Raw genomic sequence first — 24735 nt, 5'->3', positions numbered from 1 at the left:
GGTGGCTTATTCGTGAAGAAGTTTAGAAATAGCTTGGTAGTTGCTTTAACTTTACTCTTATTAAGTGCATGTTCACTTAAGGAAGATGCAGCTGCTTTATATAAAAAAGAAACACCCCTTGAAGCTCAATTAGAAATCCCCTCTTCTTTAAAAGCAAAAGAACCAGCTACCATTAAGGTGACACTTACTCAAAATGGTGAAAAAGTAGAACACGCAGACTATGTCCATTATGAGGTATGGAAGCAAGATGGCACTATCCAGAAAAATATGAGAGATGCTAAGAATGAAGGGAATGGAGTTTATAGTATAACGGTAAAAATCGACAGTGATGGTCTTTATTTTGTAAAGCTACATGCTAGTAATAATGATTCAATCATTATGCCGCAAAAGCAATTTATTGTCGGAGAGCTTTCGGACAGTGAACTAGAGTATTTACAAAAGGATGTCAAAGTACAAGAAGAAAGTCAGGAGCACCATCATTAATAGTAGACTTTGAAAAAGAGCGGAAAAGCTCTTTTTTTGTGCCAAAAAAGCCAGCTTATGTATGGACAAATTCTTTAGCATACAAACTCTTATGCTTTCTTCTTTAGCCATGTTCCTTCAGCTAATTTTTCATCAATAAAATCTAATACAGTCTGTAATTGAGCCATCTGTTGTTTTATTTTTTCTTTATGCTCGAGCATACCTGTTACCATTTCAGGAATCATATTACTTGATTCCGTTATATCAAGATATAATTTTATCTCTTCTAAACTAAGATTTACTTTTTTCATACAGATGACCATTTGCAACCGTTCAATATCGGATGATGAAAATGCACGATGTCCATTTGGTAGCCGTTTAATCTTAGGAAGCAAGCCCGCTTTTTCATAATATCTAATTGTATCAATGGTTAACCCAGTCAGTTTGCTTGCCTGTTTGATTGTATACACGACAATCGCCTCCTTCTTTTAGATGTAATTATAAAACATGAAGTCAACTCCAGGTCAAGCTATAATCTTTACTCTTGACCTGAAGTTAGCTCCATGTTTTATACTACAGTCATTCATTAATAGGAGGTTAAAAAAATGGTGCAAACACAAAAAAGAACAGCTCTTGTTACTGGAGCAAACAGCGGAATAGGCTTGGAGCTGACGAAGAAATTAGTCGAGAATGGCTGGGAGGTAGCTGCTTTAATACGCTCTGAATTTCCAGAGGAAGAGCTGGAGCTCCAACAAAAAATCCGTCAACAGGATATCCGAATTTATACTGCCGATTTATCTGATTTTACGAAACTAAAATCTGCTTTAAGGCAAATAAAGGAGAACGAACCGAAGCTGGATGCTCTCTTCAATAATGCAGGAGGCAGTTTCCCAAATCTCCTCTTTTCTCCGCAAGGACGAGAATTGCATTATGAACTCCAGACAGTCGTTCCCTTCATTATCACGATGGAACTGCTTGACCTTTTGAAAAAGGGATCACCGGGTATCGTTATCCAAACTAGTTCAGAGGCATTTAAATTTAAAAGATCTTTCGTCCCGGAGGAATTGGCAAACCCGCCTAAATTTCAGAAGCTGATTGGTCCTTATGCAACGACTAAGCTGGCAATTACGTTGTGGACATATGCATTGGCACCAGTGCTGAAGCGAGAAGGCGTGACAATTATCAGCGTTGATCCGGGCAATAACAATACAATGCGTAAAGGCAGAAATGGCGGCTTGCCACTGATTATACAGCCGTTCATTCATTTGTTTGGTCCCCATCCTAGTGTAGGAGCAAGCCATTTGTTTGCTGGGTTGAACAGATCCCCGGAAGAAACTGGATTGTATATATCTAAAGGAAAGCCTGCTTCGTTCAAATTCAAACAGCACGGATCTCAAGTTTTACGACAAGTACAATCTGTATACGAAAAAGAATATTTGCCTCTATGAGTGAGTACTGCAGGCAGTCGAGACTTTCTACGACAGCCTTTTAATTATCTATTATCGGCAATGTTAACTTACAAAAAAAACAGGTACGAATATAAAGCTTCGCACCTGTTTACATAATATTTTTATTAATTACTACTTCTTTTCTCTATTTTGAAAAAGTTTATTTTATGTTTCATTTTAGTGGTCATCTCACCTAAGCTTACAGCTGATGCACTGACCTCTTCAATTGAAGCAGACATCTCCTGAGCTGATGCTGAAATTTCCTCAGCTGATGCAGCTACATCTTCTGCAATCGTTCCAGTCTGATCCAATTCCTTCATTATTGTACTCTTATCATTCTGAATTTTGATGGACGATTCTTTAATTTCTTTTATTTTAGGAGATACTTCCTCTACTGCATGGATAATTCCTTCAAAAGAGTGAATAGTTGTATCTAACTGTTCTCTTTGTAATTGAAGTTCTTTGTTTACATCTTCTGCTGATTCAACCATTTGTGTAGTATCTTTAGACACACCATTAATAATAGAATCAATTTTTTCAGAAGACTCTCTGCTTTTTTCTGCCAAGTTTCTTATTTCATTCGCAACTACCGCAAAGCCTTTTCCAGAATCACCAACTCTAGCTGCTTCAATCGCCGCATTTAAAGCTAAAAGGTTCGTTTGCTCAGAAATGGAATTAATTATTTCTGTCATCTCGTTTACATTGCGGATGTTTAGTTCTACTGATTTCACTCGTTCTATCAATTCTTTAAACGTTTCATTCAGTGAGCCGAAAGCCTTAATCATCATATTCATTTCTTGACTGCTTTCATTAGCCATCATTAGTATGGAATTAGTGCTAGAATCAACATCATTAATGGATTGCGCCATAGAATCCAAGCTTGTTCCAAATTCATTCAGCCCTGAATTTACACTTTTTAGTCTCTGATGTTGCTCTGTTGCTCCTTCAGCTACAGTCGTTATAGCTGTCGCAACATTTTCTGAAGTGGCAGACATTTGCTGAGAAAAAGAAGACAGATTTTGAGCATGATCATCAATACTTAATGCATTAGCTTGAAAATTATTAATAACATCTGTTAAGTTATTCTGCATGTTGCAAAGAGATCTTCCAATATCCCCCAACTCATCTTTTCTAGCTAAATCTTTCTCTTCAAATTTGTTTACTAACCCACCATCAGCGACAACTTCTGCTATTTTGCTATATTTCCTAGCTGTTCTACCCATACGGTTTGAAAAAACAACTATCGCTAAAGTTACCAGCACGATGGAGACAAAACTAGATATAACGAATATTTTTAGCAAGTCATTTAAGCTGTTAAAGAGATGTGTTTCACTTACACTGATCCCTATCTTCCAGTTTGTATTAGGAATAGTCGAGAAGTAGAAATAGTACTTTTCATTATCAGCTGTATATTCTGTTTTGCCAGTTTCGTTCGCTAACATGTACTTAGAAGCAGCTGCAAGAGAATCATTTTGATCATCCAATATGCTTTCCTTTGTTAACCGCTTCTCATCTACACCACCGAGAAGTACCCCATCACTCTGTACCAATAAGGCTTTTCCTTCATAATCAATTTCTGCTTCTGTAATTAATTTTTGAATACTGCTAATATCCACATCTACTGTAACTACACCCATTAAGTTACCGTTTTGATTGTTAAATGGATATGCAGTTGTAACCATCGAAACATTAGTAGCAGGGTCAGAATATGCTGTCGTCCAGCCACCATCTGTTTGAGAACCAACTTTATACCACTCTGTCGACCAAATATCAACGTCTCCAGTAGTATATGAATCATCAAGGATAATCTTATCTCCATCCTTGTATGCATATGGTGCATATTTCTGCTTGCCTTTAACAGCATTCGGTTCAAACCAAACACCCATACCAAATGTTTCACTATACATAGGAATATAATTTTTTAACAAATCATCATAATCCTTTTCCTTTAATAAATCTGAATTTACTTCAACTGTTTTGGCAAGACTTTGCGCTAAACCATTCTCTTTTTCCAAAATAATGTTTATACCTTGAGCAGTTTCCTCAAGCTTTGTATTCATTGCATAGTCCAACTGTCGCTTAATAATTTGTTTGGAAAATGTATATCCAATGGACGAAATAACGACTAGCGCAACGATAATTATAGGAACAACAAACGAAATCAATGATGTTGCAATACTCTTCTTACGATGTTTGATTCTCATAATCTCTCCTGTTTACTTTAATTTTAGAGTGCTATATTGATACTATCGTCAAGGGATAAAGAATAATGAAGACATTAACGAAAAAAACCGCAATTTTCGACATATGGTTTTTTCTGAGAGTATTACGTATCATAAGAGGTAAAAAAAGCAGGATAGTCGAAAGTAGTCGTTTTATGTATTATGATACCAGTAGTTATTTTTACACATTGGAGGAAAAAATGGGGAAGCTATATACCTTTGAGTTGGATGAAGAAAAAAGCACGTTATTTGTAAAAGTCGGCGGTTTCTTTAAAGAAGAAGATGCAAAAATATATTTAAGCGAGTTTCAAACCATCGTTAATACGATTAACCCTTCAAGGTATAAACTAATTATTGATGGACGCGGTCAAGAAAAAGTGGCTGGTCATGTGGTGGAAGATATCACATTCGTTTTAAAATTATATGCGATGGCTAATTTTAAAAAGATAATCATTATTAATCCTTCCACTCCAGCTTCAAGAATGCAGGTTGAAAATTGTGTAAAAGAAATTAACTTTCCTGGAATTTTTGTAGATTCTATTGATGAAGCGTACAGTATATAAGGTTAACGTTCATTGTTAATTGTAACGGGGTCAGTTACTGACCCCTATTTACATCCAAATTAAAAAAGCCGAAAATATGCAAAAATAAACTTGCATTTTTCCAGCTCCTTTTCATTTCATCCTCTATAAACACTTTCGCATGTTCCAGCCGCTGGTTCATAAAAACAATGTTCTTTAAATTGCCCCGTAAAAGGTTGGTTATACCAGGTTGGGGGACATGCACCACTTGGATTAAAGTACCATAAAGCAAATTTCGCTGGATGATCTCTCCAAAACTTCACCGTTTGCAGTGCTAATCTTCTTTCAGACTCTCTTGCTCTTTGATAAAACACATTGCCCTTTTGAACAGCTTCAAAAGAGTAATTTCCTCCTTGAACTTGAAAAATGACTTGTTGAACATTTCTTAAATCTTTAAAGTCTGTACAGTTGGCGACAACACGGTTTACAATGACATTTCCCACATAGAGCATGCCTTGATTTCCTTCACCCTCAGCTTCAGCTCTCATCATTCTTGCCATTAAGTCAATGTCTGAATCTCTGTACGCTATTCTGGCCATTTTTCCACCTCCAAAATATTGTATGAAAAAAAAGCCAGCTTATATGACATTGTTAATGAAATATTAACAGATAAATTTATTACTTCTTATACATTCTTAGAAATATAACATTATTATCCTATAATGATGCGCTCTTTTGGATAGTGATACGGATGTTTAACTGATTTGCCTCCCATAGCGAATAGGAAGGTAAACATTCCGATCTTCCCGATAAACATTAATAGCATGATTACACACTTACCAGCAGCACTCAAATCTGGAGTAATTCCAAGCGAAAGGCCTACAGTGCCAAAAGCAGAGGAAACTTCGAATAAAATTTCCATTAAGGAAAACCTTGATTCGATGCATGTAAGAATGACAACCGCTACACTGCAAAGTATCATAGCTGTAGTGAATACAATGAACGACTTAATGATATTTTCCTCATCAATCTCTCTTTTAAATATTTTTATTGTTCTATTTTCGTTTGCATAATTGTATATCGTTAGCAGCATCACAGCAAACGTTGTGGTCCTTATCCCCCCGCCAGCACTGCTTGGAGATGCTCCTATAAACATAAATATACTCATTAACAAAATGGTAGGTAGCGATAGTTCGTTCACATTGCTGATCGCCATTCCGCCAGTTCTTGAAGATATGGAATAAAACAAAGCATGGAAAAAGGATTGATGCCAATGCTTATCTGCAAAGAAATGATTGTACTCAAACAAGTAGATGATAAAAAATCCAACAACAATCAGTATAAAAAAAGTTGCTGTTGTAATTTTTGTGAACAACGAGAATTGGAATGTGCTCTTCCCCTTATGTCTGACCCACTGACTTACCTCCATTAACACAGGAAATCCAAGGGATCCGATAATAAAAAGGACAATATTAAAGGTTAGCACAAAATAATCATCTGCGAATGGAATTAGTGACTTTCCAGTAATATCAAAACCAGCATTGGTTGTAGCAGCAACAGAAGCGAAGAAACCTTGCAAATAAGCCTCTTGCCATGTAGGGAAATACTTCAGAAAATATGTACCGATGGCAATAGCCCCTAATAGCTCAACCGTGACAAAGAAAAAGAAAATCAATCGTATAAGCCGAACGATTCCGGAAAAAGTCGGGCTGTTCTGTTCTGTTGTCATGAGTATTCTTGCTCTTAATCCGATCTTTTTTCCAGATACAAGCCATAGTATTGTACCGAATGCCATGACTCCAATACCACCAAACTGGAGGATGACCGAAAATATAAACGTACCGGGAACACTAAGCAGCTGGCTCACATCAACCGTAGCTAATCCTGTAACTGTTACCGCACTTATTGAAATGAAGAGCGCATCAATTAGTGCGAGCTCTGTATCCTGCTTTTGAGTTATAGGCAGCAGCAACAAAATGGTTGAAATCATCACAGCTACTATGTAATAAAAAACAATTATTTGAGCAGCTGATAGTCGTTTTGTTAAAATCTTTATTTTACTTTTCATTTTTCTCCAACTTCTTTATTTTACATTTATTTTGTCCTTTATATTGGATAATAAACTGAAATACCACGTAAGCAATATAAAGGAAAAGTTAGTTGCTAATATTCCATACTCCCTTACCAACTGCAGCTCTAAGTTTTTCTAATCGTGTTACAAGGGCTTTCTAAAGGATTTCCCTCTTAGCAGGAACAACGGATAATTTTCCATTAACAGTTAAAAATATATATATGACAACATGTACAAGGAGTTCCTTATGAAAAGCAATCATGTTTTTGACGATTTTGCTAAAAAACAACAACAGCTAGAAGATGAAAAATTACAGATGTGGTTTGATCATTCCCTTTTTACATTCCAATGGTGGTTCGGTGCTTTATTGCTTATCATTTCAATCGTAATATTTATTATATTTAGGAAGAGAAATAGCACAGACCGCCTACTTTACGTAGGAACTTTTACTGCCTTGCTATCCTCCTTACTTGATCTAGTTGGCAATTCTCTAGGTTTTTTTCATTATCATTATGAAGTCATACCATTTACAGATAATTATTTTCCTTGGAGTATTTCCATAATACCAGTTTCAATCATGTTCTTATTGCAAGTAAAACCTAATACAAGTCCCTATATTAAAGCACTTGCATTATCACTAATAGTATCTTTTGTCATCCTGCCATTTCTTAAGTTCATTGGGATATATCACCCTGTTCATTGGAAAATGTATTATTCGGCTCCCGTAATATTTATTATTTATTTAATTGCTGATTATTTATCTAAAAAGGATAGATTTACGAAGTTGAATGAAGAGTAAAGGGAGTATGAACCTGAACATATAAGAAAAAGTCTGCCAATTCCAACATGGCAGACTTTATTCATTATTTATAATTTACACTTCTGATTTTAAATTACTTTCGTGTTTAGAATTCTGATTAAATTCTTGCTCGAGGTTATCAAAATACTTTAACTTAACCTCTATTTTGTCAAAGGCTTTATCTAGTTGCCTTTGTTTTTCTTTTAGAACTGCAAATTGTTTTAATAATATAGACCGTCTTGAATCAAAATTATTTTCTCCATTTACTGTTAGGGTAATAATTTCTCTTAAATCACTTACTGGCATTCCAGTTACTTTTAAACAAACAATAAAATCTAACCATCCAAGGTCTTCTTCTCGAAAAACACGATAACCATTTTTATCTCTTTTTACGAATGGTAATAACCCTTCTTTTTCGTAAAAACGTATAGTATGAGTAGGTAATTTCATCTTTTTTGATACTTCTTTAATCGTATACTCTGCCATAATGAAACCTCACTTATGAGTGTTATATTCTGCTTCTGTAAACAGTATAAACTTTAAAGTAAACTTTAACGCAACCTAAAAAACCATATCTAGTAGTCATCATACATTAGATTTTTAGTAGTTTTTTTCTAATTGTAAGTCTTTTATCTACCAAATAACTAATATATGCAAGTATTAGACCTACAAATGATTGAAGAGCACCAATATAGAAAATATAAGCTAAACTAAATGAATCTATAATGATTCCCCCAAAGAAGGAAGCAAAAGAGATACTAATATTAAAAGCTGTATTAGTTAAAGTGGAAGCAAGGTTTGGAGCATCTGCTGCTAGAAGTACTAGCCGGGACTGGATAGTAGGTAGAAGCGCATATGCAATTAACCCCCAAATAAATGTGATAGGAATAACTAATACTTTATTTGAACTAACAACCCCATATAAAATCATTACTAATATAAGTAAAACGATATTTATATTAAGCCAAGGCATTAGCCTCCAATCTGACAGTTTTCCACCAATAATACTCCCAACAGTTGAACCTACTCCAAATATTAACAGTATCCATGAGATACTACTCGATTCAAAGTGAGTTAAGTTTGTTAAAATGGGTGTAATGTAAGTGAACGCTAAATACATTCCTCCAAATCCGAAAAAAGTAATGAACAATGCCAGAATTATTTGTGGATTGATTGAAGCAAGAATTTCTTTTTTTACATTAAATTCTGCTCGATCTTTACTGGAAGGTACAAACATTATAATTCCGAGAAATGAAATGATTCCTAGAATTGTAATAACCGCAAAGCTATATCTCCAGCTTAATTGTTGACCGATAAACGTCCCTATTGGAACTCCTAAAACGTTTGAACTTAAAAGGCCTGCAAAAATAAAACTAACTGCACGTCCGGATCGTTCTTTTGAAACTAAATTAGTTGCTAATAGTGCACAAGCACCCATATAGGTTCCATGTGTAAGCGAAGCGATGATACGAAATAAAATTAAAGATTCATAATTAGGCGCAAATGTCGAGCAAAGGTTTCCAATCATAGAAAAAAGAATCAATAAGAGAATTAATTTCTTTCGAGGTATTTTTAATGTAAGCAAGGTCATAATTGGACCACCTATAGCAACTCCTAGGGCATAAACAGAAACAAAGTGCCCCGCTTTAGAGATGGGTATATTTAAGTCCTGTGCAACATCAGGCAAAATACCCATTAACACAAATTCAGTCATACCAATAGCAAATGCTCCTATTGCTAAGATAAATATAGAAATTGGATAATTTCTCATTTGTATCAAGCCTACTTTCCAAAATATTTAAAGCACTTGGAAAGTAATTATACAGTTTGAAGTTTACTTTAAAGCAAGTACATGGTCGTTGCTTGTAAGAAAGAAGCAGCTATTTTATATAAGGGATGACTGACGATTGTTAATTCTTACACCTATAAGATAAATGTTAGTTAGAAACATTTAATTCAATTAAGTTAGAAGCCATTAAAACATTATTAGACATAAAAAAACCCTTCCTTAAATGAAGGGACATAACAATTATGAAATAAACTCAGAATAAAAGAAAAATAGTTCCTATTGTGATAATAAAACATCCGAATATGGTATTCTTCGTCGGCTTCTCTTTTAATATAATGATACTTAAAATCATCGTAATCACCACACTAAATTTATCTATTGGTGTGACTATAGACACTTTCCCGATGGAAATAGCTGCAAAAAAACATAACCATGACAGCCCTGTTGCCATACCAGATAAGATTAAGAATATATAGCTTTTTCTAGTTATGGTTTTCATTTGAGTATGTGTACGTTGAAAGAATACAATCCCCCAAGCAAAAATAATAATTACGATGGTACGTATGAAAGTAGCTGTATTTGAATCTACATCTTCTATACCAATCTTCGCGAGAATCGCTGTTAGTGCGGCAAAGATTGCTGATAGGAAAGATAATAATATGTATGAGTTGGAATAGGACGTATTTGAATTTTTTTTGAGTCTTCCTATTAATATAAATGTACCTATTGTAATCAGAGTATTACCGATAACAACCATTGTTGTAACAGGCTCACCTAAAATAATAAATGAAAGGAGTATTGTCATTACTACACTAGATTTATCTATAGGCACTACTTTTGAAACATCCCCTATTTGTATTGCTTTAAAATAACAAAGCCATGTTAGTCCAGTTGTTATTCCAGATAGTACAATAAAGATAAAGTCCTTCCAATTAATTAGAAAAATATTATCTAAGTTATTAGTAACCACAACCATTAAGAAAGACATGATTAATACAACATTAGTTCTAATCGCTGTAGCCAAATTAGAATTTACATTTTTTATTCCTATCTTTGCTAGAATCCCCGTTAATGCAGCAAATACTGCTGCTAATAATGCCAATATAATACTCATGCTAATCATCTCTTTATCTATTTATTTGGAACAATGGATACTCATTGATATTAATCGGTAAACCTACATCTTGTATCGTACATTTTTATAGATATATGTGCAAATTTAAGAAAAGAACAAAACTAACAATAACAACAACCAAAGGCCTTTTCTAACAATCCCTTTCCGTTTTTTACTTAACTAACATTCTCGTTTGGCTTAACAGAGGTTAAATAAAAAAGAGCATTAATCCTATTAGATTAATGCTGCCATTTTTAGAAAAAAGTAATCCAGATAGTAACCAATTAATCAACAACTTCTATAGTGAATTTATATGCGGTTTCGATCGGAAAATAATTATCTTCATTTTTTCTATTTTCTGGATTAGGTATTATAAAGGCAACAAATTCATATAACCCTGCTTTATCTGGTGCAGTGATATAATATGTCCCATATTCTGGATTTATGGAATTTTTATCTAATAATAAATAGGAGTGACCATTCATTTTAATTTGTTTCCAATCCAGCATAGATAAAATCAAATAATTTTCTACTTCCTCAGGTATAGATTGAGTTAAATTTGCAAAATATGCTAGTTCTATTCTCTCTTCTTTTTTTACCTTTATTGAATATGGTGGGAATAAAACTTCGTCCATATTTCCAATATTATTATTAATTACTAACCCTTCAAAAGATACATCATCAACTGTTTTACTTATTGTCGAATCTTGATTTTTTAAAGATATTGTTCCATTATCTTCATAAAAAATTTCATAATCTAAAGTCATCCCGAAAAAATTTGTCATTAATTTTTGGATTTTAGTATGTTCATTTGGAGAAGCATATATACCAACTGTAAGTTTATGTGATTTATTATCTTTTAATATTTCTCTATTTAACTCAAAGGGTAATGTAATGGTATTTCCCGTCTATAATTCAAATATATATGATGAATCAAACTTATTTTCATCCAAAGGTTTAAATTTAATTTCTTCATAATCATAGAAAATTTTAAGGATAAATTGTTCGTCTCTTAAGTTATTTGAAAACGAAACTTCTAAAATATCTTGTGGTATATCCATTAAAATTCTTCCATTAACATTATCTATACTTTGATTGGCATTACTGTTCATAGGAATATCAACACCAAGAGAATAACCTTTCCCTAAATCTAAAACATCTTGCGGTGAATCAGAAATCATTTCAGAAGATTGCTCAGTGGGCTTTATACTTTGTTTATTAATATAATAAGAAGAAAAGAAGAAAATAGTAATTACTAGCAAACAAAAAACTATTTTCTTCCCTTTTGAAAATTTCTCCATCATTTTAACGACTAGCTCAATAAGTTAAACTAGTATTAGCAGTAGAAAACCAGCTTGAAGAACTAGTAATTTTCATTTGATGATATCCAGTAAATTTTGCTTTAGTAGTATTAGCTATTAGTTGCCCACTATTTGCTATAGAAGTATTGTTTAACGTTTTCCATCCAGATGAAGAAGTACTAGTTCCATTATTATTACTATCTACTTTTGCTCTAATTGAATACACATTTTGACTTGTACTAGTTTTTGCTGTTGCACGAGGCTTTAAAAGAGGTGGCTTGGAACCTGTTAAGTTTCCTTTAATTGTTACTGTGGCTCTACTTACATTATCACTAAAAATAACTGTAGATTCATCACTTAATACAATATCTTTTTCTATTATTCTTGATTCAGCTGTCACTTCTGGTTCAGCTGCATGTCCTACAACTGGTAAAAATCCGCCCGTTAGAATACCTGCCGATAAAGCAACCGCACCAAATTTATTTAACAGATTTCTTTTTTTATTTATTGTTTTCCTCTCCTTTATAACATATTAGTTCTTTCTGCATGATACAAATGGTGAATAATTAAAGCTATCGTTTTACTATTTCTCTTAAGATATAGTTAATTAATTGCTTGAACCATTTATCGCAGTAAAATCACATTCCCCCTTCACCAATCTCAATAAGTTACTAAGGTACTTCATGAACACACATTGCTTATACCAATTAAAGGAACATTACTCAGCAACTAACGAATGGATAGTTCTAACCCTTTATTAATGAAGTAATACTTATAACATATTTTGAATTACCTTTGATCCATTTGTTTATTTTCCTTAGTTTCCTTATTAAAAGCTGTGTTCAATTCCTATTCCTTTTAATTGGTATATTCTCAAAATACTATCGAAATAATGGAGGTTCAATATTTTGTTTATAAAGTAGTATCTTATGTATATTATGGTTTAAAGCATAGTACTCTCTATGGAGTAATAGAAATTACTTAACATAAATAGGATTATAATAAAAAAAAGGCATAGCTCGGTACATTACCGGTTCCATGCCTACACATTACTTAATACACTTTTAAAACCAACATTATTTCCAAGCATAATATAGTATATACAGTGTTAATCCTTTAAAATTTCACATATCTACTCTTTGTTTTTTCATTTTCATTCATATACTCCAAAAAAATTAATCTTGTTTATATTTATCATTCTCTTCGATAAAGCAGTTAATTATTAGAAAAAATTCATTCCATTCATATTTCAATGTTTCTAGTTTATTAATCCCATCCTTTGTAATACTATAATATTTTCTAAATGGCCCTTCTTTAGACTCCTTATTATATGTGGTTAGGTTTTTTTCTCTAACTAATCTTCTTAATATCGGATAAACAGTACCTTCAGAAATGATTATTTTAGTAGATATTTTTTTTACTAGTGAATACCCGTATTCATCCTCTTTATCTATTATTAACAAGACTATTAAATCAAGTACACCTTTTTTAAACTGAGCGTTCATTATTTATCACCAGCATCTGTTGTTTAATTTAACGCTAATAAGCATTAAAGGGTACTGTATATACTACTTTTTAGAAATACTTTTCTGCCTCTATATATTTATAAGAAAGTAAAATTAGATTCCTTTTAGAAATTATATTTTAAAAATTGTCATAGCCATCCCTTCTCTCTTTTTGGTTATTTTTACTAGCATAATTATCTAATATAGCGTAATAATTAGATATAGTATTTTTATATCAAGGAAACTATTCAAATTTTGCTTTCTACTTCCAATGGGCGTAAAGTTTTAACTTCTTAATCAGTATGTTTCATTACTTCTCTCCATCTTATTTATTAAAAAAACAGCATCCAAAGGATGCTGTTGAACATTGTCATTTTTAATTATCAGAACCTTGGTATTGGGTCTGATGCCGGTAGCCTTCCCTACTTTGCTTATTACCTATCTTAGATATATTGCCTTTATTTATATTTCCTATCATTTTTCAATCTTCCACGAATATCTAAGATTAATACTATAAGATAAAGCAACCCAAAAACTTATCTAAAATTATTAAAAAAACACTGTTGAGAATAGAAGAATCTTCGTCCTTGAAAAGCGATATTACGGAAAGTGTAACAACAACTACAAAAACAATTTGCAACATGTTAAAAAATTTTGTATATTTACTGCTGTTATTTTTATATCGCTCAATTAGCGATTGTCTTTTTGACCATAAACTGGTCATTATTGATTCACAGCTCCTTTGAATATCCAGTTCTTAATAGTATATTTCTTTCCATGCTTAATACTGAATGCTTTAAAGGCATTTGTAACTACCTTAACCATACTCGTTGCAACACCAACATAATTAGAAAACCACATATATTATAAAACCGCGACCATATTACCTGTAACCTTAAGTTCTGAATTGTAGTTAGCGACACTTTAGAAAGATATATTTCCACTTACTAAAGTAATGATTCTAAATTATTTAGACTGTTTGATTTCGGGATTATTATCACCTCTTTATGCGTTTACTTGAACAGTTACTTAATAAGTCACGTGGTTGTTCAATAAAAAGGTAACATAATTTTCTAACTCATTTTTTGAACATTCTGTTAACCAGCTAAAAAGTTCGATATTACTATCTATTAATTGATGTAAATTAACCAAAATCCATGACAACTTTGTGTAATAAGAGGTGTGGTAATCGCTCTTTCTTTACAAGCATGCCGAAAAGAGAAAGGAAAACAGGTAATAAAACCTTATCCTTTCTCTGGATTTTTTTATGGAATTAAGTAAGTCACCAAAGATAATAAAACTTTAAACACTCAGTATAAAAATGTCTAAACATCTATTTTGCTTTGAGTAACTCATATTCTGCCATATAAGTCAGTCTCGGTATCTTTTTCATCAGCAGTTTTTATATTGTGGACAGGATGCAAACCAAGAAAAAGCGATGGAAGTTTACTTCGGTATTCTTTTGGTGTACATAAAACTTTTTTGATAAAGTTACGATTAAATGAGCGGATGTTTTCATATCCACAAAGATAAGCAATCTCCGTGATGTTTTTTTCTGTTGTTCTGAGCAGATGACAAGCATAGTTAACCCGAGTATCATTTAAAAACTCTGTGAACGATGTTTTGACACGAGCATTAAAATATTTCGATAAATAATTATAGCTATATCCAAGTGTGCCAGCTAAACTTTGTAAGGTAATCGGTTCTGTAAAATGTTCTTGTATGTATGTTAACAAGGTATGAAGCAATGCTGAGTCTTTTTTTTCTGTTTTAATGAGGCTTGTTTGGGCCATTAGCTCGGATAATAACAAATAAAGACTAGCTTTTTGTTCTAACAAGTTGAGGTCATCTTTAAAGAGTGTTTTTGATAGAAGTATTTTTGCCTGTACAGATAGGTCGAAAATGGGATTTTCAAGGGAACGATTTTCGATCATCTTTTGAAAGGTCGGTACATAATCAGGTGAAAAAATACATATTTTAGCCCTTGATTGAGATACTGTCGAAATGGAATGAATTTCGTTCGGTAATATTAGTAAATATTGTCCAGTGTGTAAATGAAAACTTCTTTCTTCAATCATCACTTCCATTTCGCCACCAACAACAAAGATTAATTCAAAACAACGATGGAGATGGCTTGGAAAGTTTAAATTACTGGAGTCATAGTTTGAAATGAAATCAAAATGGTGGGATTCATATAATAACATTGAGGTTCACCTTTTCCCAATAGGATAATTTTTGTCTAGGATTATATAAGTTTTATCTTGTTGTGTCAAACGAAAAAATGATACATTTACCAATATTAGACACACAGACATAGGCTTTGATCTATCTCTTGCGGGCATGCTCCCCTTTTTACTATTGTTACATTTGGTATCATCACTTTTCTTAATACTCTTTAAAATGGGAAAGGTTTGTTTATCCTTCTATTTCTGTCCTTGTCTTTACATCTATCAAAAAAGGAGATTACTATGGAGAAACTCAGAATTGGAATGGTCGGCTATAAATTTATGGGCAAGGCGCACAGTCATGCATACCGAGATCTTCCCATGTTCTTCCCGAACATTGTTCATCCTGAAATGAAGGTCATTTGCGGCCGGGATGAAAGCGGTGTTTCTGCTGCCGCCAAACAATTTGGCTGGGAGGAGTATGCAACCGACTGGAAGACTTTATTGGAAAGAGACGATATTGATTTAATCGATATCAATGCCCCAAGTGATACACATAAAGAAATCGCATTGGCTGCAGCAAAGGCAGGCAAGCATGTTTTTTGCGAAAAACCGTTAGCGCTTACATTAAAGGACTCTAGAGAAATGCTTGAAGTAGTTGAGGCTTGTGGGGTTAAACATATGGTTGGATTTAACTATCGCTTCGCTCCTGCTGTTATACTGGCAAAAAAGCTTTTAGATGAAGGTAAATTAGGTGAAATTTATCATTTCAGAGCTTGTTTTTTACAGGACTGGCTTGTTGATCCTAACTTTCCCCTTGCCTGGAGACTGCAGAAAGAAATTGCCGGTTCAGGATCACATGGAGACCTTGGCGCTCATCTGATTGATTTGGCTCATTACCTAATTGGCGATATAGAAGAGGTAATTGGGATGAGCAAAACCTTTATTAAAGAGCGGCCAATTCCTGCCCAAATGTCCGGTTTAACTGCAAAAGGCAGCAATAGCGAGGAAAAAGCAGCTGTTACGGTGGATGACGCTACCTTATTTCTAGCTCGTTTCGCCAATGGAGCATTAGGAAGCTTTGAAGCGACACGGTTTGCTGCAGGCCATCGCTGTACGAATACGTTTGAACTCAATGGAAGTAAAGGTAGTGTTATTTTCGACTTTGAGCGGATGAATGAGCTGCAGGTTTATTTTACTGATGATGATGAAGATGTACAGGGTTTCCGCCGCGTCTTAGCAACTGATCCAAGTCATGCTTTCGCTGAAAATTGGTGGCCGCCGGGACATACAATTGGCTATGAACACACGTTTATTCACGAAGTAGTAGAACTTATGGAAGCGTTCCGTGAGAATCGTCAGCCTGTCCCAAACTTCCGTGACGGCGTCAAGTGCCAGCAAGTTTTAGAAGCGGTTGATTTATCGATTGAGAAACGCCAATGGATTCGAATTTCCGTTGTTTAAAATACTGTTGAAGGTGTGTGGTTGAAAATGAATAAAAAGGCTTTGATTGTTTGGGGCGGTTGGGATGGCCATCAGCCTGAACAAGTTGCAGACATTTTTAAAGGAATCCTCGAAGAAGAAAATTTCCAAGTAGAAGTCTCCAATTCACTAGACTCTTATGCAGACAAGGAAAAGTTACAGTCATTAGACTTGATTGTTCCTCATTGGACAATGGGAGAAATCGAAAGAAAGTATGTCTTAAATATCTCTGAAGCAGTGGCTGCAGGTGTCGGCTTAGCTGGATGCCATGGTGGAATGTGTGACTCTTTCCGAAATAATGTTGACTGGCAGTTTATGACGGGTGGAAATTGGGTCGCTCATCCTGGTAATGATGGCGTGGAATACACTGTAAACATTAAGCATTCGTCTAGCCCGCTGTTAAAGGATATTTCTGATTTTAAAGTCGCTAGTGAGCAATATTACCTTCATTATGATCCAGCTGTAGAAGTGTTAGCAACTACCCGCTTTCCAGTGTTTCACGGCCCTCATTCAGCCAACAAAGCAGTAGATATGCCTGTTGTCTGGACAAAACGCTGGGGCCACGGAAATGTATTTTATAATTCGTTAGGTCATCAGGCCAATATTGTTGCAATGCCGGAAGTCTCACTTATTATGCGCCGAGGATTTTTATGGGCCGCTGCTGGAAAGGCACTGGCCCATAAAGTAGATGAAGCTTCGTCTTTCGGAAATGTGCGTACCTATACTGGTATGGGAGACAGTCAATAAAAAAGCCTTTAGACTAAAATCTAGGAGGACCCTTATGAAAAAACTTAAAGTTGGCATCATTGGATGTGGAAATATTAGTTCTATTTATATGGAAAACTGTCCGAAATTCCCTCATCTCGAACTTGTCGCCTGTGCCGATTTAGATATACAGCGGGCCCATTCTCAAGCTGAAAAATTTAGTATTCCCAAAGCCTGTTCTGTGATGGAACTGCTGAATGAGCCGGAGATTGACCTTGTGATCAATTTAACCATTCCAAAAGCACATGCCTCTGTCTGTATTCAAGCACTTAAAGCAGGCAAGCATGTTTATACGGAAAAACCGCTGGCAGTTACACGCGATGAAGGCAAACAAATTTTAGAAACAGCAAAAGAAAGAAATCTGCTTGTTGGCAGTGCGCCTGATACCTTCTTAGGTGCCGGAATTCAAACAGCCATCCATTTAATAGAGCAAGGTGAAATTGGTGTGCCTATTGGGGCATCTGCGTTTATGATTTGCCGCGGTCATGAACATTGGCATCCAGACCCAGCCTTCTATTACGATGTCGGTGGTGGACCAATGTTTGATATGGGACCATACTACTTAACAGCCTTGGTTGCCTTATTAGGACCAATTAAGCGAATTTCCGGCTTCACCCGGATTAGCTATCCTGAAAGAACAGTACTGAGCGAACCAAAAGCAGGTACTACGATCGACGTAAAGATTCCCACCCATATCTCAGGTGTTATAGATTTTGCTTCAGGGGCGATTGGAAATATTACCACAAGTTTCGATGCATTTGGCGGTACCTCTCTTCCACCTATTGAAATATACGGCAGCGAAGGAACATTATTAGTTCCTGATCCAAATACATTTGGGGGACCTGTTAAGATTAGAAAACGTGACGAAAATGAATTTAAAGAGGTGCCTTTAGAATACGGTCACGCTCAAAACAGCAGAGGACTTGGCGTGGCAGATATGGCCCAAGCGATTATGGAAGGTGGTCACTACCGGGCCAATGGCAAGTTAGCATATCATGTGTTAGAAGCGATGCATGGCTTCCACGATTCCTCTGATAGCGGCAGACATTATATGATGGAAAGTACATGTAATCGTCCTGAGCCAGTCTCCATAAAAATACAGAGTAATTGAAAGTAATTAAAGGCTAAATTTTTACAAAGGCTGCCCTTTTTAAGGGCAGCCTTTGTTGAGTAATTTAATTGTCTTACAAAATGCCGATAGACAATATTAAAAAGGTATATCTCCCCTTCTTTATTAGAACCCCTTTTTGTATCTAATTAGTTCGTTCTTAATTCAACCTTCTCTAATTGAAGTCGACTTGTCAAAATAATACAGGAAAGTGTTAAAATAGCTGATAAAACATAAGCACCAAATAAATCTACTTTAAGCACAATAAATCCTGAGCTAGCACTGCCTAAAAGCATACCTGCCATCATGAGTGGCATAATAATCCCATTTGTTCTGCCAATATAATCAGAAGCAACTTCTTTCATCATCATTGTACTAAATATTACTTGAAAAAAAGCAGCAGACAGTCCTGATAATATCCGCGCAGCTGCAGTTAAAAGTGGCCAGAATGACAAGATTTCAATAATGGTAATAAGAGAAAGAGCTATTATGGTTGTTGTTAAGACATATTTGCTATATTTCTCAACAAACGACGATAGTGTTACCGCAAGTCCTCCCCCAAGCAACATCCCGATTCCTTCTGCAGCAGCAAACCACTGAACACTTTCTTTAGGTAATCCTAACCTTTCCATGATTACGAACACATCTAATGGTTGAGTAATTCCAAAAGAAATACCAACAATAAAAAATAAGCAAGCAATATATTTTAAATTGTTATGCTTAAATACGTAAACAAGTCCCTCTTTTACGTCTATTAATGCTGATTTTCTTTCCTGTTTTGATTTATTTTTCTCTGTTTTCGGTAAAAACAATTGTAGTCCAGATGCTAAGGTGAAAATGGCAAACAATACCCAAATGGATGTTTCTAACCCTAATTGTGTATATATAAATGTTCCCAGCACCGGACCTAAAATAGTAAATATCGCCATTAAACTTTGGCTGATCCCTATAGCACTACCCACCAAATTCACTGGAATATGTTTTTTGTAAATGACTGCCGAAGATGGTTGTGAAAACTGACTAATAATTGCAGATATTACTGTCGCTGCAAAAACAGATTGCCAAACTCCATTAGATATTAGTATCAATATTAACAGCATAGAAAGAGCACTTAAAGCATCTCCATAGACCACAGTCTTTTTGGGGTTCCATCTATCAGCATATGTTCCGCCAATTAAAGAAAAGATAAATATAGGTAAATATTCTAATGTAGTTAGTAAAGAGACTGCTGTCGGATTATTATTCGTTCTTTCCATAATATAAAAAAGCAAAGCCATATTACGGGTCCAAATTCCAATTTGTTGTAATAGGTCTGCCCCCTGTACTATTAGAAATACTCTATTCTTAAGAAGTTCCTTCATTTATTTAACACCAATCCTTTTTATTTAGAAATGAAATTCACTTGACTGAGTGTTATTATAAAGTGTGGAGTAACTCCATAGTAAAGAGAGGATTCATAAAGATGATAAATAATCACATAAAAACATTTTCAACAGGAGAATTTGCAAATTTATTTGGTGTTAAAAAAGATACTTTGCTGTATTACAATAAAATCAACTTATTTAATCCGGCAGGTATACACTCAAATGGCTATCGTTATTACACTTTGCCGCAATTAGATACCTTTAGCGCAATCCAATCACTTCGTTCCGTTAACTTTCCAATCAATGATTTAAAATCTTATTTCGCATCACCTTCCGTTCCTAAATTAAATGAACTTGCTTCAAGACAAGTTGAAAATATTGAAAAGGAAATTAATAAACTTAAGGAGAATCAATTATTTCTTTCTCGATTAATTGAAGTAACAAATGAGTTGAAGAATGTAATTATTGGGGAGTTGATACTAAAAGAGCTTCCCGCAGAATCTGTTCTTTTCAGTTCATCGAAAAATATTGATTGGGAAGCCTCTGTGGAAGATTTATCGCATATTTATGATGAGTTTTTAAAAGAAGTAGGCGTTAATGGAGCAGCAGCATTTGGTTCTGTTCTTAATAAGAAAAATCTGTTAAGTGAAAACTTTCTACAAGCTGATTGTTTATTTTGTCGGATGGAAGGACCAGGAACTACTCAGAAACCTGCTGGCTTGTATGCTATCTATTATTATCAAGGATCATATGATAATATAAAAATCGCTTATTCTTACTTGTTAAAAGAAATAGCCTTCCGGAAATTAACTATAGATGGGGATGCATATGAAGAGTATCTACTTCATTCTTTGGTTTCAAAACAGGAAGAAGAATATATTACTAAAATAAGTATTAAAGTGAAACTTTAGGAAACAAAGACAACTTATGGACACCCATGCAATTGGTTTTTTCGATTATGAAAATGGAAGATTGGAGCTTAAGATTCAAGAATGAAAGCAATAATGTAAATTTAATAGAAGGACATAATTATCCGAATCTAATAATGCTGTCTTTGGCGGATTTTTATGGCCTTATAGCTCATTTTCTTATTTAACTTTGCTCAAGGTTAATGCCAAAGCAAAAAAAGAGCATTAATCCTTCATCGATTAACACTCGCTAAAGTAGGAAAATCCTTTTTATGTGCAATTATTCACAAGTTCATCTAAAAAAATGTAATATTTAACCTTTTATTACATCTATTAAGTAACTTCCCAAAAGAATAAGATTCTTACTTACTCCTTATCTAAGGTCAGTTGCCTTTATTTATTTTTCTATCATTATCCAATCTTCCACGAATATCCAATATGGCAATTATTGTATATAATATCCAATATACAGGATATATTAGTATATCCATCACAAAGCTGTTGACAAAAGAATTATTATCCGCAAAAAGCGATACTACTATAACCGCTATAATTATTATTAAAAGAAACTCCATAATTTTATTAGCTTTAGTATATTTACTGGTGTTATTTCTATATCGTTCTGCTAACGATTGTCTTTTTGACCATAAACTGACCATTATTGATTCACGAAGCCTTTATATTTCCAGCTCTTAACAGTGTATATTCGTCCATTTTTAGTATTGCCAGCTGAAATAGTACCCACAATAGCCATACTCCTTCCGGCCAAAACATAATTTTGAAAAGCCATATTTATTATATACCAGCACATTGAACCTGCAACACCAATTCCTTTAATTGTAGTTAAAGCCACTTTAGAAAGATTTAATTGTACATTTCCGTTTTTCTTCGCTCCAGTCCAAACAACTTTTGTAACCCCTGCACCTCTGCCATTTTTTTAAGTTCAGCAGAAATTTCAATTCCTGAAGGCTCAGCTGCCTTAATAAACTCCTCATCAGTTATGAAACAAATAGTTTCATTACCATTTGTTTCAATACTTCCTCAGAATTATCTTCGTTAATAAAATCATCCATCACCCTATTATTAGAAGCTGTATCTATAGCTTCTCCGGTAACTCTCCAATAAAGGGGAGTGCACTTTCTTTTGCAATAGAAACATGCGGTAAAATACTCCCTGCTAACAAGATGGAAGTTAAGATTACACCCCCTATGCGCTTTACATTAAATACTTTCATTGAATGACACTCCTTATCTAAATTAATTTAGAGTTTCAGCGAAAATATAACACATCTATACGGTTTTATTTTTGAACATTCTGTTAATTATAAAAAAAGCCCGATAGTACTATATAAAATTGATGTTAATCGACTAACTTCTATGACAATTTTGTGTAATGAGAAGGAATCTATCATGGAAAACAATTAGTAATTTTCTATCCCAATTTAATCACATATGAATTTAAGGGAATTAAAAAGGCATGAGTCCAATTAAAAATCGAACTCAAGCCCCAGTAAGCAGCCAATTGACATAGGAGTCACTTCGAATCACTTGCTAACGTTAATGAAGCTCCCCTACCAAATAAGTTATTATTTATATTTAATATTCCCAACAATGATTAGCTTATTTGGTATTCTTCGATTCCAGCACCAATACACCATAAGGCTTTAAAGTAACCCCACCACATACTTGATTACCTGTTAACATATTTCTAAACTCTTTTTTGACAACAATTTCTTGTGGTTTATCAGAATAGTTTAATAAGAATGTATAGTCATTCCCATCCTTTTGTCGAATAGCTAGCTCAATTTCTTCAGGCAGCTTAAATTTGTCTTGATAGCTATTAAGTTCAAATTCATTGATTAATAGGGAAGCCAAGTCTAAATTAAATACTCCACCATAATAATAACTACTACCTAATCCATCATTACGTTTGACTAAAGCTGGTTTTCCTTCAAAATGTGCGCCCGCGAATGTACTGATTACCTCTACATCTTCTTGTAGTTGCAGGACTTCGTTGAAATCATTCGCCTCAATATCATGTGCTCCTTTAAAGTTAATGCTCGGTACCTGTTCAAAAGGAGCAACTCTCGTAAACTCTTCTACTGTTATGCCCACCAAGTCAGCAAGATATCCTGGGAATTCCTTCATATATGTTTGACCCGTTTCATCTTTATAGCCTGAACGGCATCCGAAAATAATATTTCCGCCTTGCTGAACATATTCACTAAATAGATTAGCTTGTTGCTTGGTGACAATTGCGGCATGTGGATAAATTAATACTTTATATTTCTTTAAATCATCAACTGTAGTTTCTGAATGCAGGTTAAAGGCATCTACTGGGATATGATTATATTGAAAAGCTTTAATCCATGCATCCTTACTTTTAGTAGCATATGGCCCATGCCATTGATCAAACTCTCCATCCCATTCATTATCATAATTCGAAATTAAAGCAGCTTCTGCTTGATAAGAGGAACCTGCTATCTTCTCCCCAATTTGCTGCACCTCGCTGCTGACCTGTTCAACCTCTTTTACACGGCGGTTTGGTTGATTATGATAGTCATTGATTCCATGCCAATATATTTCCGTTCCTTTTGTAGCCGTTCTCCATCTAAAATACATCACCATATCTGCACCATGAGCGATAGATTGATAAGTCCAAAGTCTTAGCTGACCTGGCTTTGGAGAGGGCTGTTCAAGTCTCGTTGTCCATCCACCAGAACCAGATTGTTGTTCAAAAATAGCATAGTTTGGTGAAATACTTCTTACAACACTTAAATTCCAGCTCCATTTTCTGTCTCGCAACGGCTTTTCTGAGTGGTCTTCGATTACCCTTCCGAAGTTTGGATAAGAATCATAGGCATAGAAATCAAGTATTTCATTTGTCATTCTATGATTATCTATATGCTTGAACATACCGTTCGTTGTAATCCAATGATTCGGTGCATGTTTACGTAAAATGTCTGCTTGTAATGCAGCATAAGATATGGCACTGTCAGAAATAAACCGTTTTTCATCCAGCATATGATGAGGGTTAGGTGAATTCGGCACAGTTTTACGAGTTAAATAAACTTGATTCCAGCTCGTATATGTTTGGTTCCAAAATACTGTTCCCCAGGCACTATTTAAGTTATCCAGTGTTTTATACTTCTCTTTTGCCCATTTTCTAAACGCATGGTGATCTGCTTCTGAATAAAACACATCAATTTCACAATTTAACTCGTTATCGATTTGCCATCCTACGATCGCTGGGTTGCTGCCGTAATGTTGAGCCATTTGGGTAACAATTATCGATGATAGCTTTCGATAATTTTCCGAGTTGTAATTATAGTGGCGTCGTGCACCATGTTGATAGGAAATACCGTCTTGAGCAACATTTAGTACGTCAGGATACTTCTCAGTTAGCCAAGCTGGAGGGGTTGCTGTTGGTGTTCCCATAATGACACTTAATCCAAATTCATGAGCCTTAGCTACTGCTCGATCAAATAAATCAAAGGAAAAAGTCCCTTCTTCCGGTTCAAATATTGTCCAAGCAAATTCCCCCATACGAACATAAGTGATACCTAGGTCTTTCATGCGCTTAAAATCATCCTCCCATAGGTCCTCTGACCAATGCTCCGGATAGTAGCATACACCAAGCTTTAATTTATTTTCTACTAATCTTTTCTCCATATTTATTCCTCCATAGATTTAATTTTATCTTACATAAAAT

Annotated in this window: 23 protein-coding genes; 8 read left to right on the top strand and 15 right to left on the bottom strand. The window is 34.5% G+C overall.

Annotated elements, in window-relative coordinates; genetic code table 11:
- The first annotated feature begins 12 nt into the window (after positions 1-12).
- Positions 13-483, top strand: a complete 471-nt coding sequence (locus M3600_RS24235) for a FixH family protein (protein WP_237943709.1) — start codon at positions 13-15, stop codon at positions 481-483.
- Positions 484-572: 89 nt separating this feature from the next.
- Here M3600_RS24235 and M3600_RS24230 read toward each other — a convergent pair whose 3' ends face one another.
- Positions 573-932 (bottom strand): MerR family transcriptional regulator, encoded by a 360-nt coding sequence (locus M3600_RS24230; protein WP_251647886.1) that lies wholly within the window; start codon positions 930-932, stop codon positions 573-575.
- A gap of 135 nt (positions 933-1067) precedes the next feature.
- Between M3600_RS24230 and M3600_RS24225 the strand changes: the two genes are divergently transcribed.
- The gene (locus tag M3600_RS24225) at positions 1068-1910 is read left to right on the top strand and encodes an SDR family NAD(P)-dependent oxidoreductase (protein ID WP_251647884.1); all 843 of its coding nucleotides are present in this window, start codon (positions 1068-1070) and stop codon (positions 1908-1910) included.
- Positions 1911-2035: 125 nt separating this feature from the next.
- Here the strand turns inward: M3600_RS24225 and M3600_RS24220 are convergent, their stop codons facing one another.
- Entirely contained in the window at positions 2036-4114 is a 2079-nt protein-coding gene (locus M3600_RS24220) for a methyl-accepting chemotaxis protein (protein ID WP_251647882.1), read from the bottom strand.
- A 218-nt stretch (positions 4115-4332) separates the two neighbouring features.
- Here M3600_RS24220 and M3600_RS24215 point away from each other — a divergent pair, with 218 nt between their 5' ends.
- Complete coding sequence (locus tag M3600_RS24215) at positions 4333-4695, top strand: hypothetical protein (RefSeq protein ID WP_233317234.1); 363 nt, start codon at positions 4333-4335, stop codon at positions 4693-4695.
- Between the two features lie 116 nt (positions 4696-4811).
- Here M3600_RS24215 and M3600_RS24210 read toward each other — a convergent pair whose 3' ends face one another.
- Together M3600_RS24210 and M3600_RS24205 are read right to left on the bottom strand one after the other, a co-directional pair.
- Positions 4812-5252, bottom strand: a complete 441-nt coding sequence (locus M3600_RS24210) for a cell wall hydrolase (protein WP_233317235.1) — start codon at positions 5250-5252, stop codon at positions 4812-4814.
- 113 nt (positions 5253-5365) lie between these two features.
- Complete coding sequence (locus tag M3600_RS24205) at positions 5366-6721, bottom strand: TrkH family potassium uptake protein (protein ID WP_251647880.1); 1356 nt, start codon at positions 6719-6721, stop codon at positions 5366-5368.
- Positions 6722-6971: 250 nt separating this feature from the next.
- Between M3600_RS24205 and M3600_RS24200 the strand changes: the two genes are divergently transcribed.
- Positions 6972-7523: a CBO0543 family protein gene (locus M3600_RS24200; RefSeq protein ID WP_251647878.1), complete on the top strand. Its 552-nt coding sequence runs from the start codon at positions 6972-6974 to the stop codon at positions 7521-7523.
- 75 nt (positions 7524-7598) lie between these two features.
- Here M3600_RS24200 and M3600_RS24195 read toward each other — a convergent pair whose 3' ends face one another.
- The 8 genes from M3600_RS24195 to M3600_RS24160 form a co-directional block, all read right to left on the bottom strand.
- The gene (locus M3600_RS24195) at positions 7599-8009 is read right to left on the bottom strand and encodes a MerR family transcriptional regulator (protein WP_251647876.1); all 411 of its coding nucleotides are present in this window, start codon (positions 8007-8009) and stop codon (positions 7599-7601) included.
- 106 nt (positions 8010-8115) lie between these two features.
- Positions 8116-9294 carry an MFS transporter gene (locus M3600_RS24190; protein ID WP_251647874.1) on the bottom strand — a complete coding sequence of 393 codons (1179 nt, stop codon included), beginning with the start codon at positions 9292-9294 and terminating at the stop codon, positions 8116-8118.
- A gap of 271 nt (positions 9295-9565) precedes the next feature.
- Positions 9566-10426 (bottom strand): EamA family transporter, encoded by an 861-nt coding sequence (locus M3600_RS24185; RefSeq protein WP_251647872.1) that lies wholly within the window; start codon positions 10424-10426, stop codon positions 9566-9568.
- A 284-nt stretch (positions 10427-10710) separates the two neighbouring features.
- Positions 10711-11193 carry a hypothetical protein gene (locus tag M3600_RS24180; RefSeq protein ID WP_251647870.1) on the bottom strand — a complete coding sequence of 161 codons (483 nt, stop codon included), beginning with the start codon at positions 11191-11193 and terminating at the stop codon, positions 10711-10713.
- A 141-nt stretch (positions 11194-11334) separates the two neighbouring features.
- Positions 11335-11730: a hypothetical protein gene (locus M3600_RS24175; RefSeq protein WP_251647868.1), complete on the bottom strand. Its 396-nt coding sequence runs from the start codon at positions 11728-11730 to the stop codon at positions 11335-11337.
- 13 nt (positions 11731-11743) lie between these two features.
- The gene (locus M3600_RS24170) at positions 11744-12127 is read right to left on the bottom strand and encodes a hypothetical protein (protein ID WP_251647866.1); all 384 of its coding nucleotides are present in this window, start codon (positions 12125-12127) and stop codon (positions 11744-11746) included.
- 775 nt (positions 12128-12902) lie between these two features.
- Entirely contained in the window at positions 12903-13232 is a 330-nt protein-coding gene (locus tag M3600_RS24165; RefSeq protein WP_233317244.1) for a PadR family transcriptional regulator, read from the bottom strand.
- A 1352-nt stretch (positions 13233-14584) separates the two neighbouring features.
- Entirely contained in the window at positions 14585-15436 is an 852-nt protein-coding gene (locus M3600_RS24160) for a helix-turn-helix domain-containing protein (RefSeq protein WP_251647864.1), read from the bottom strand.
- 264 nt (positions 15437-15700) lie between these two features.
- Here M3600_RS24160 and M3600_RS24155 point away from each other — a divergent pair, with 264 nt between their 5' ends.
- The 3 genes from M3600_RS24155 to M3600_RS24145 are packed head-to-tail and all read left to right on the top strand — an operon-like array spanning position 15701 to position 18755.
- Positions 15701-16861: a Gfo/Idh/MocA family protein gene (locus tag M3600_RS24155; RefSeq protein WP_251647862.1), complete on the top strand. Its 1161-nt coding sequence runs from the start codon at positions 15701-15703 to the stop codon at positions 16859-16861.
- Between the two features lie 27 nt (positions 16862-16888).
- The gene (locus tag M3600_RS24150) at positions 16889-17626 is read left to right on the top strand and encodes a ThuA domain-containing protein (protein WP_251647861.1); all 738 of its coding nucleotides are present in this window, start codon (positions 16889-16891) and stop codon (positions 17624-17626) included.
- Positions 17627-17660: 34 nt separating this feature from the next.
- On the top strand, positions 17661-18755 hold the full coding sequence (locus M3600_RS24145) for a Gfo/Idh/MocA family protein (protein ID WP_251647859.1): 1095 nt from the start codon (positions 17661-17663) through the stop codon (positions 18753-18755).
- A gap of 146 nt (positions 18756-18901) precedes the next feature.
- Here M3600_RS24145 and M3600_RS24140 read toward each other — a convergent pair whose 3' ends face one another.
- On the bottom strand, positions 18902-20113 hold the full coding sequence (locus tag M3600_RS24140) for an MFS transporter (RefSeq protein WP_251647857.1): 1212 nt from the start codon (positions 20111-20113) through the stop codon (positions 18902-18904).
- Positions 20114-20214: 101 nt separating this feature from the next.
- Between M3600_RS24140 and M3600_RS24135 the strand changes: the two genes are divergently transcribed.
- Positions 20215-21027, top strand: a complete 813-nt coding sequence (locus M3600_RS24135) for a MerR family transcriptional regulator (RefSeq protein ID WP_237943663.1) — start codon at positions 20215-20217, stop codon at positions 21025-21027.
- A 1093-nt stretch (positions 21028-22120) separates the two neighbouring features.
- On the opposite strand, the gene M3600_RS24130 is transcribed toward M3600_RS24135, so the two are convergent.
- Complete coding sequence (locus M3600_RS24130; RefSeq protein WP_251647855.1) at positions 22121-22258, bottom strand: hypothetical protein; 138 nt, start codon at positions 22256-22258, stop codon at positions 22121-22123.
- Between the two features lie 385 nt (positions 22259-22643).
- The gene (locus M3600_RS24125) at positions 22644-24695 is read right to left on the bottom strand and encodes a beta-galactosidase (RefSeq protein WP_237943659.1); all 2052 of its coding nucleotides are present in this window, start codon (positions 24693-24695) and stop codon (positions 22644-22646) included.
- Positions 24696-24735: the final 40 nt, after the last annotated feature.

The organism is Niallia sp. MER 6, assembly GCF_023714395.1.
Classification (GTDB): Bacteria; Bacillota; Bacilli; order Bacillales; family Cytobacillaceae; genus Niallia.
Note: the sequence above shows the minus strand (reverse complement) of the source record. Positions and strands in the feature narration are given on the sequence as shown.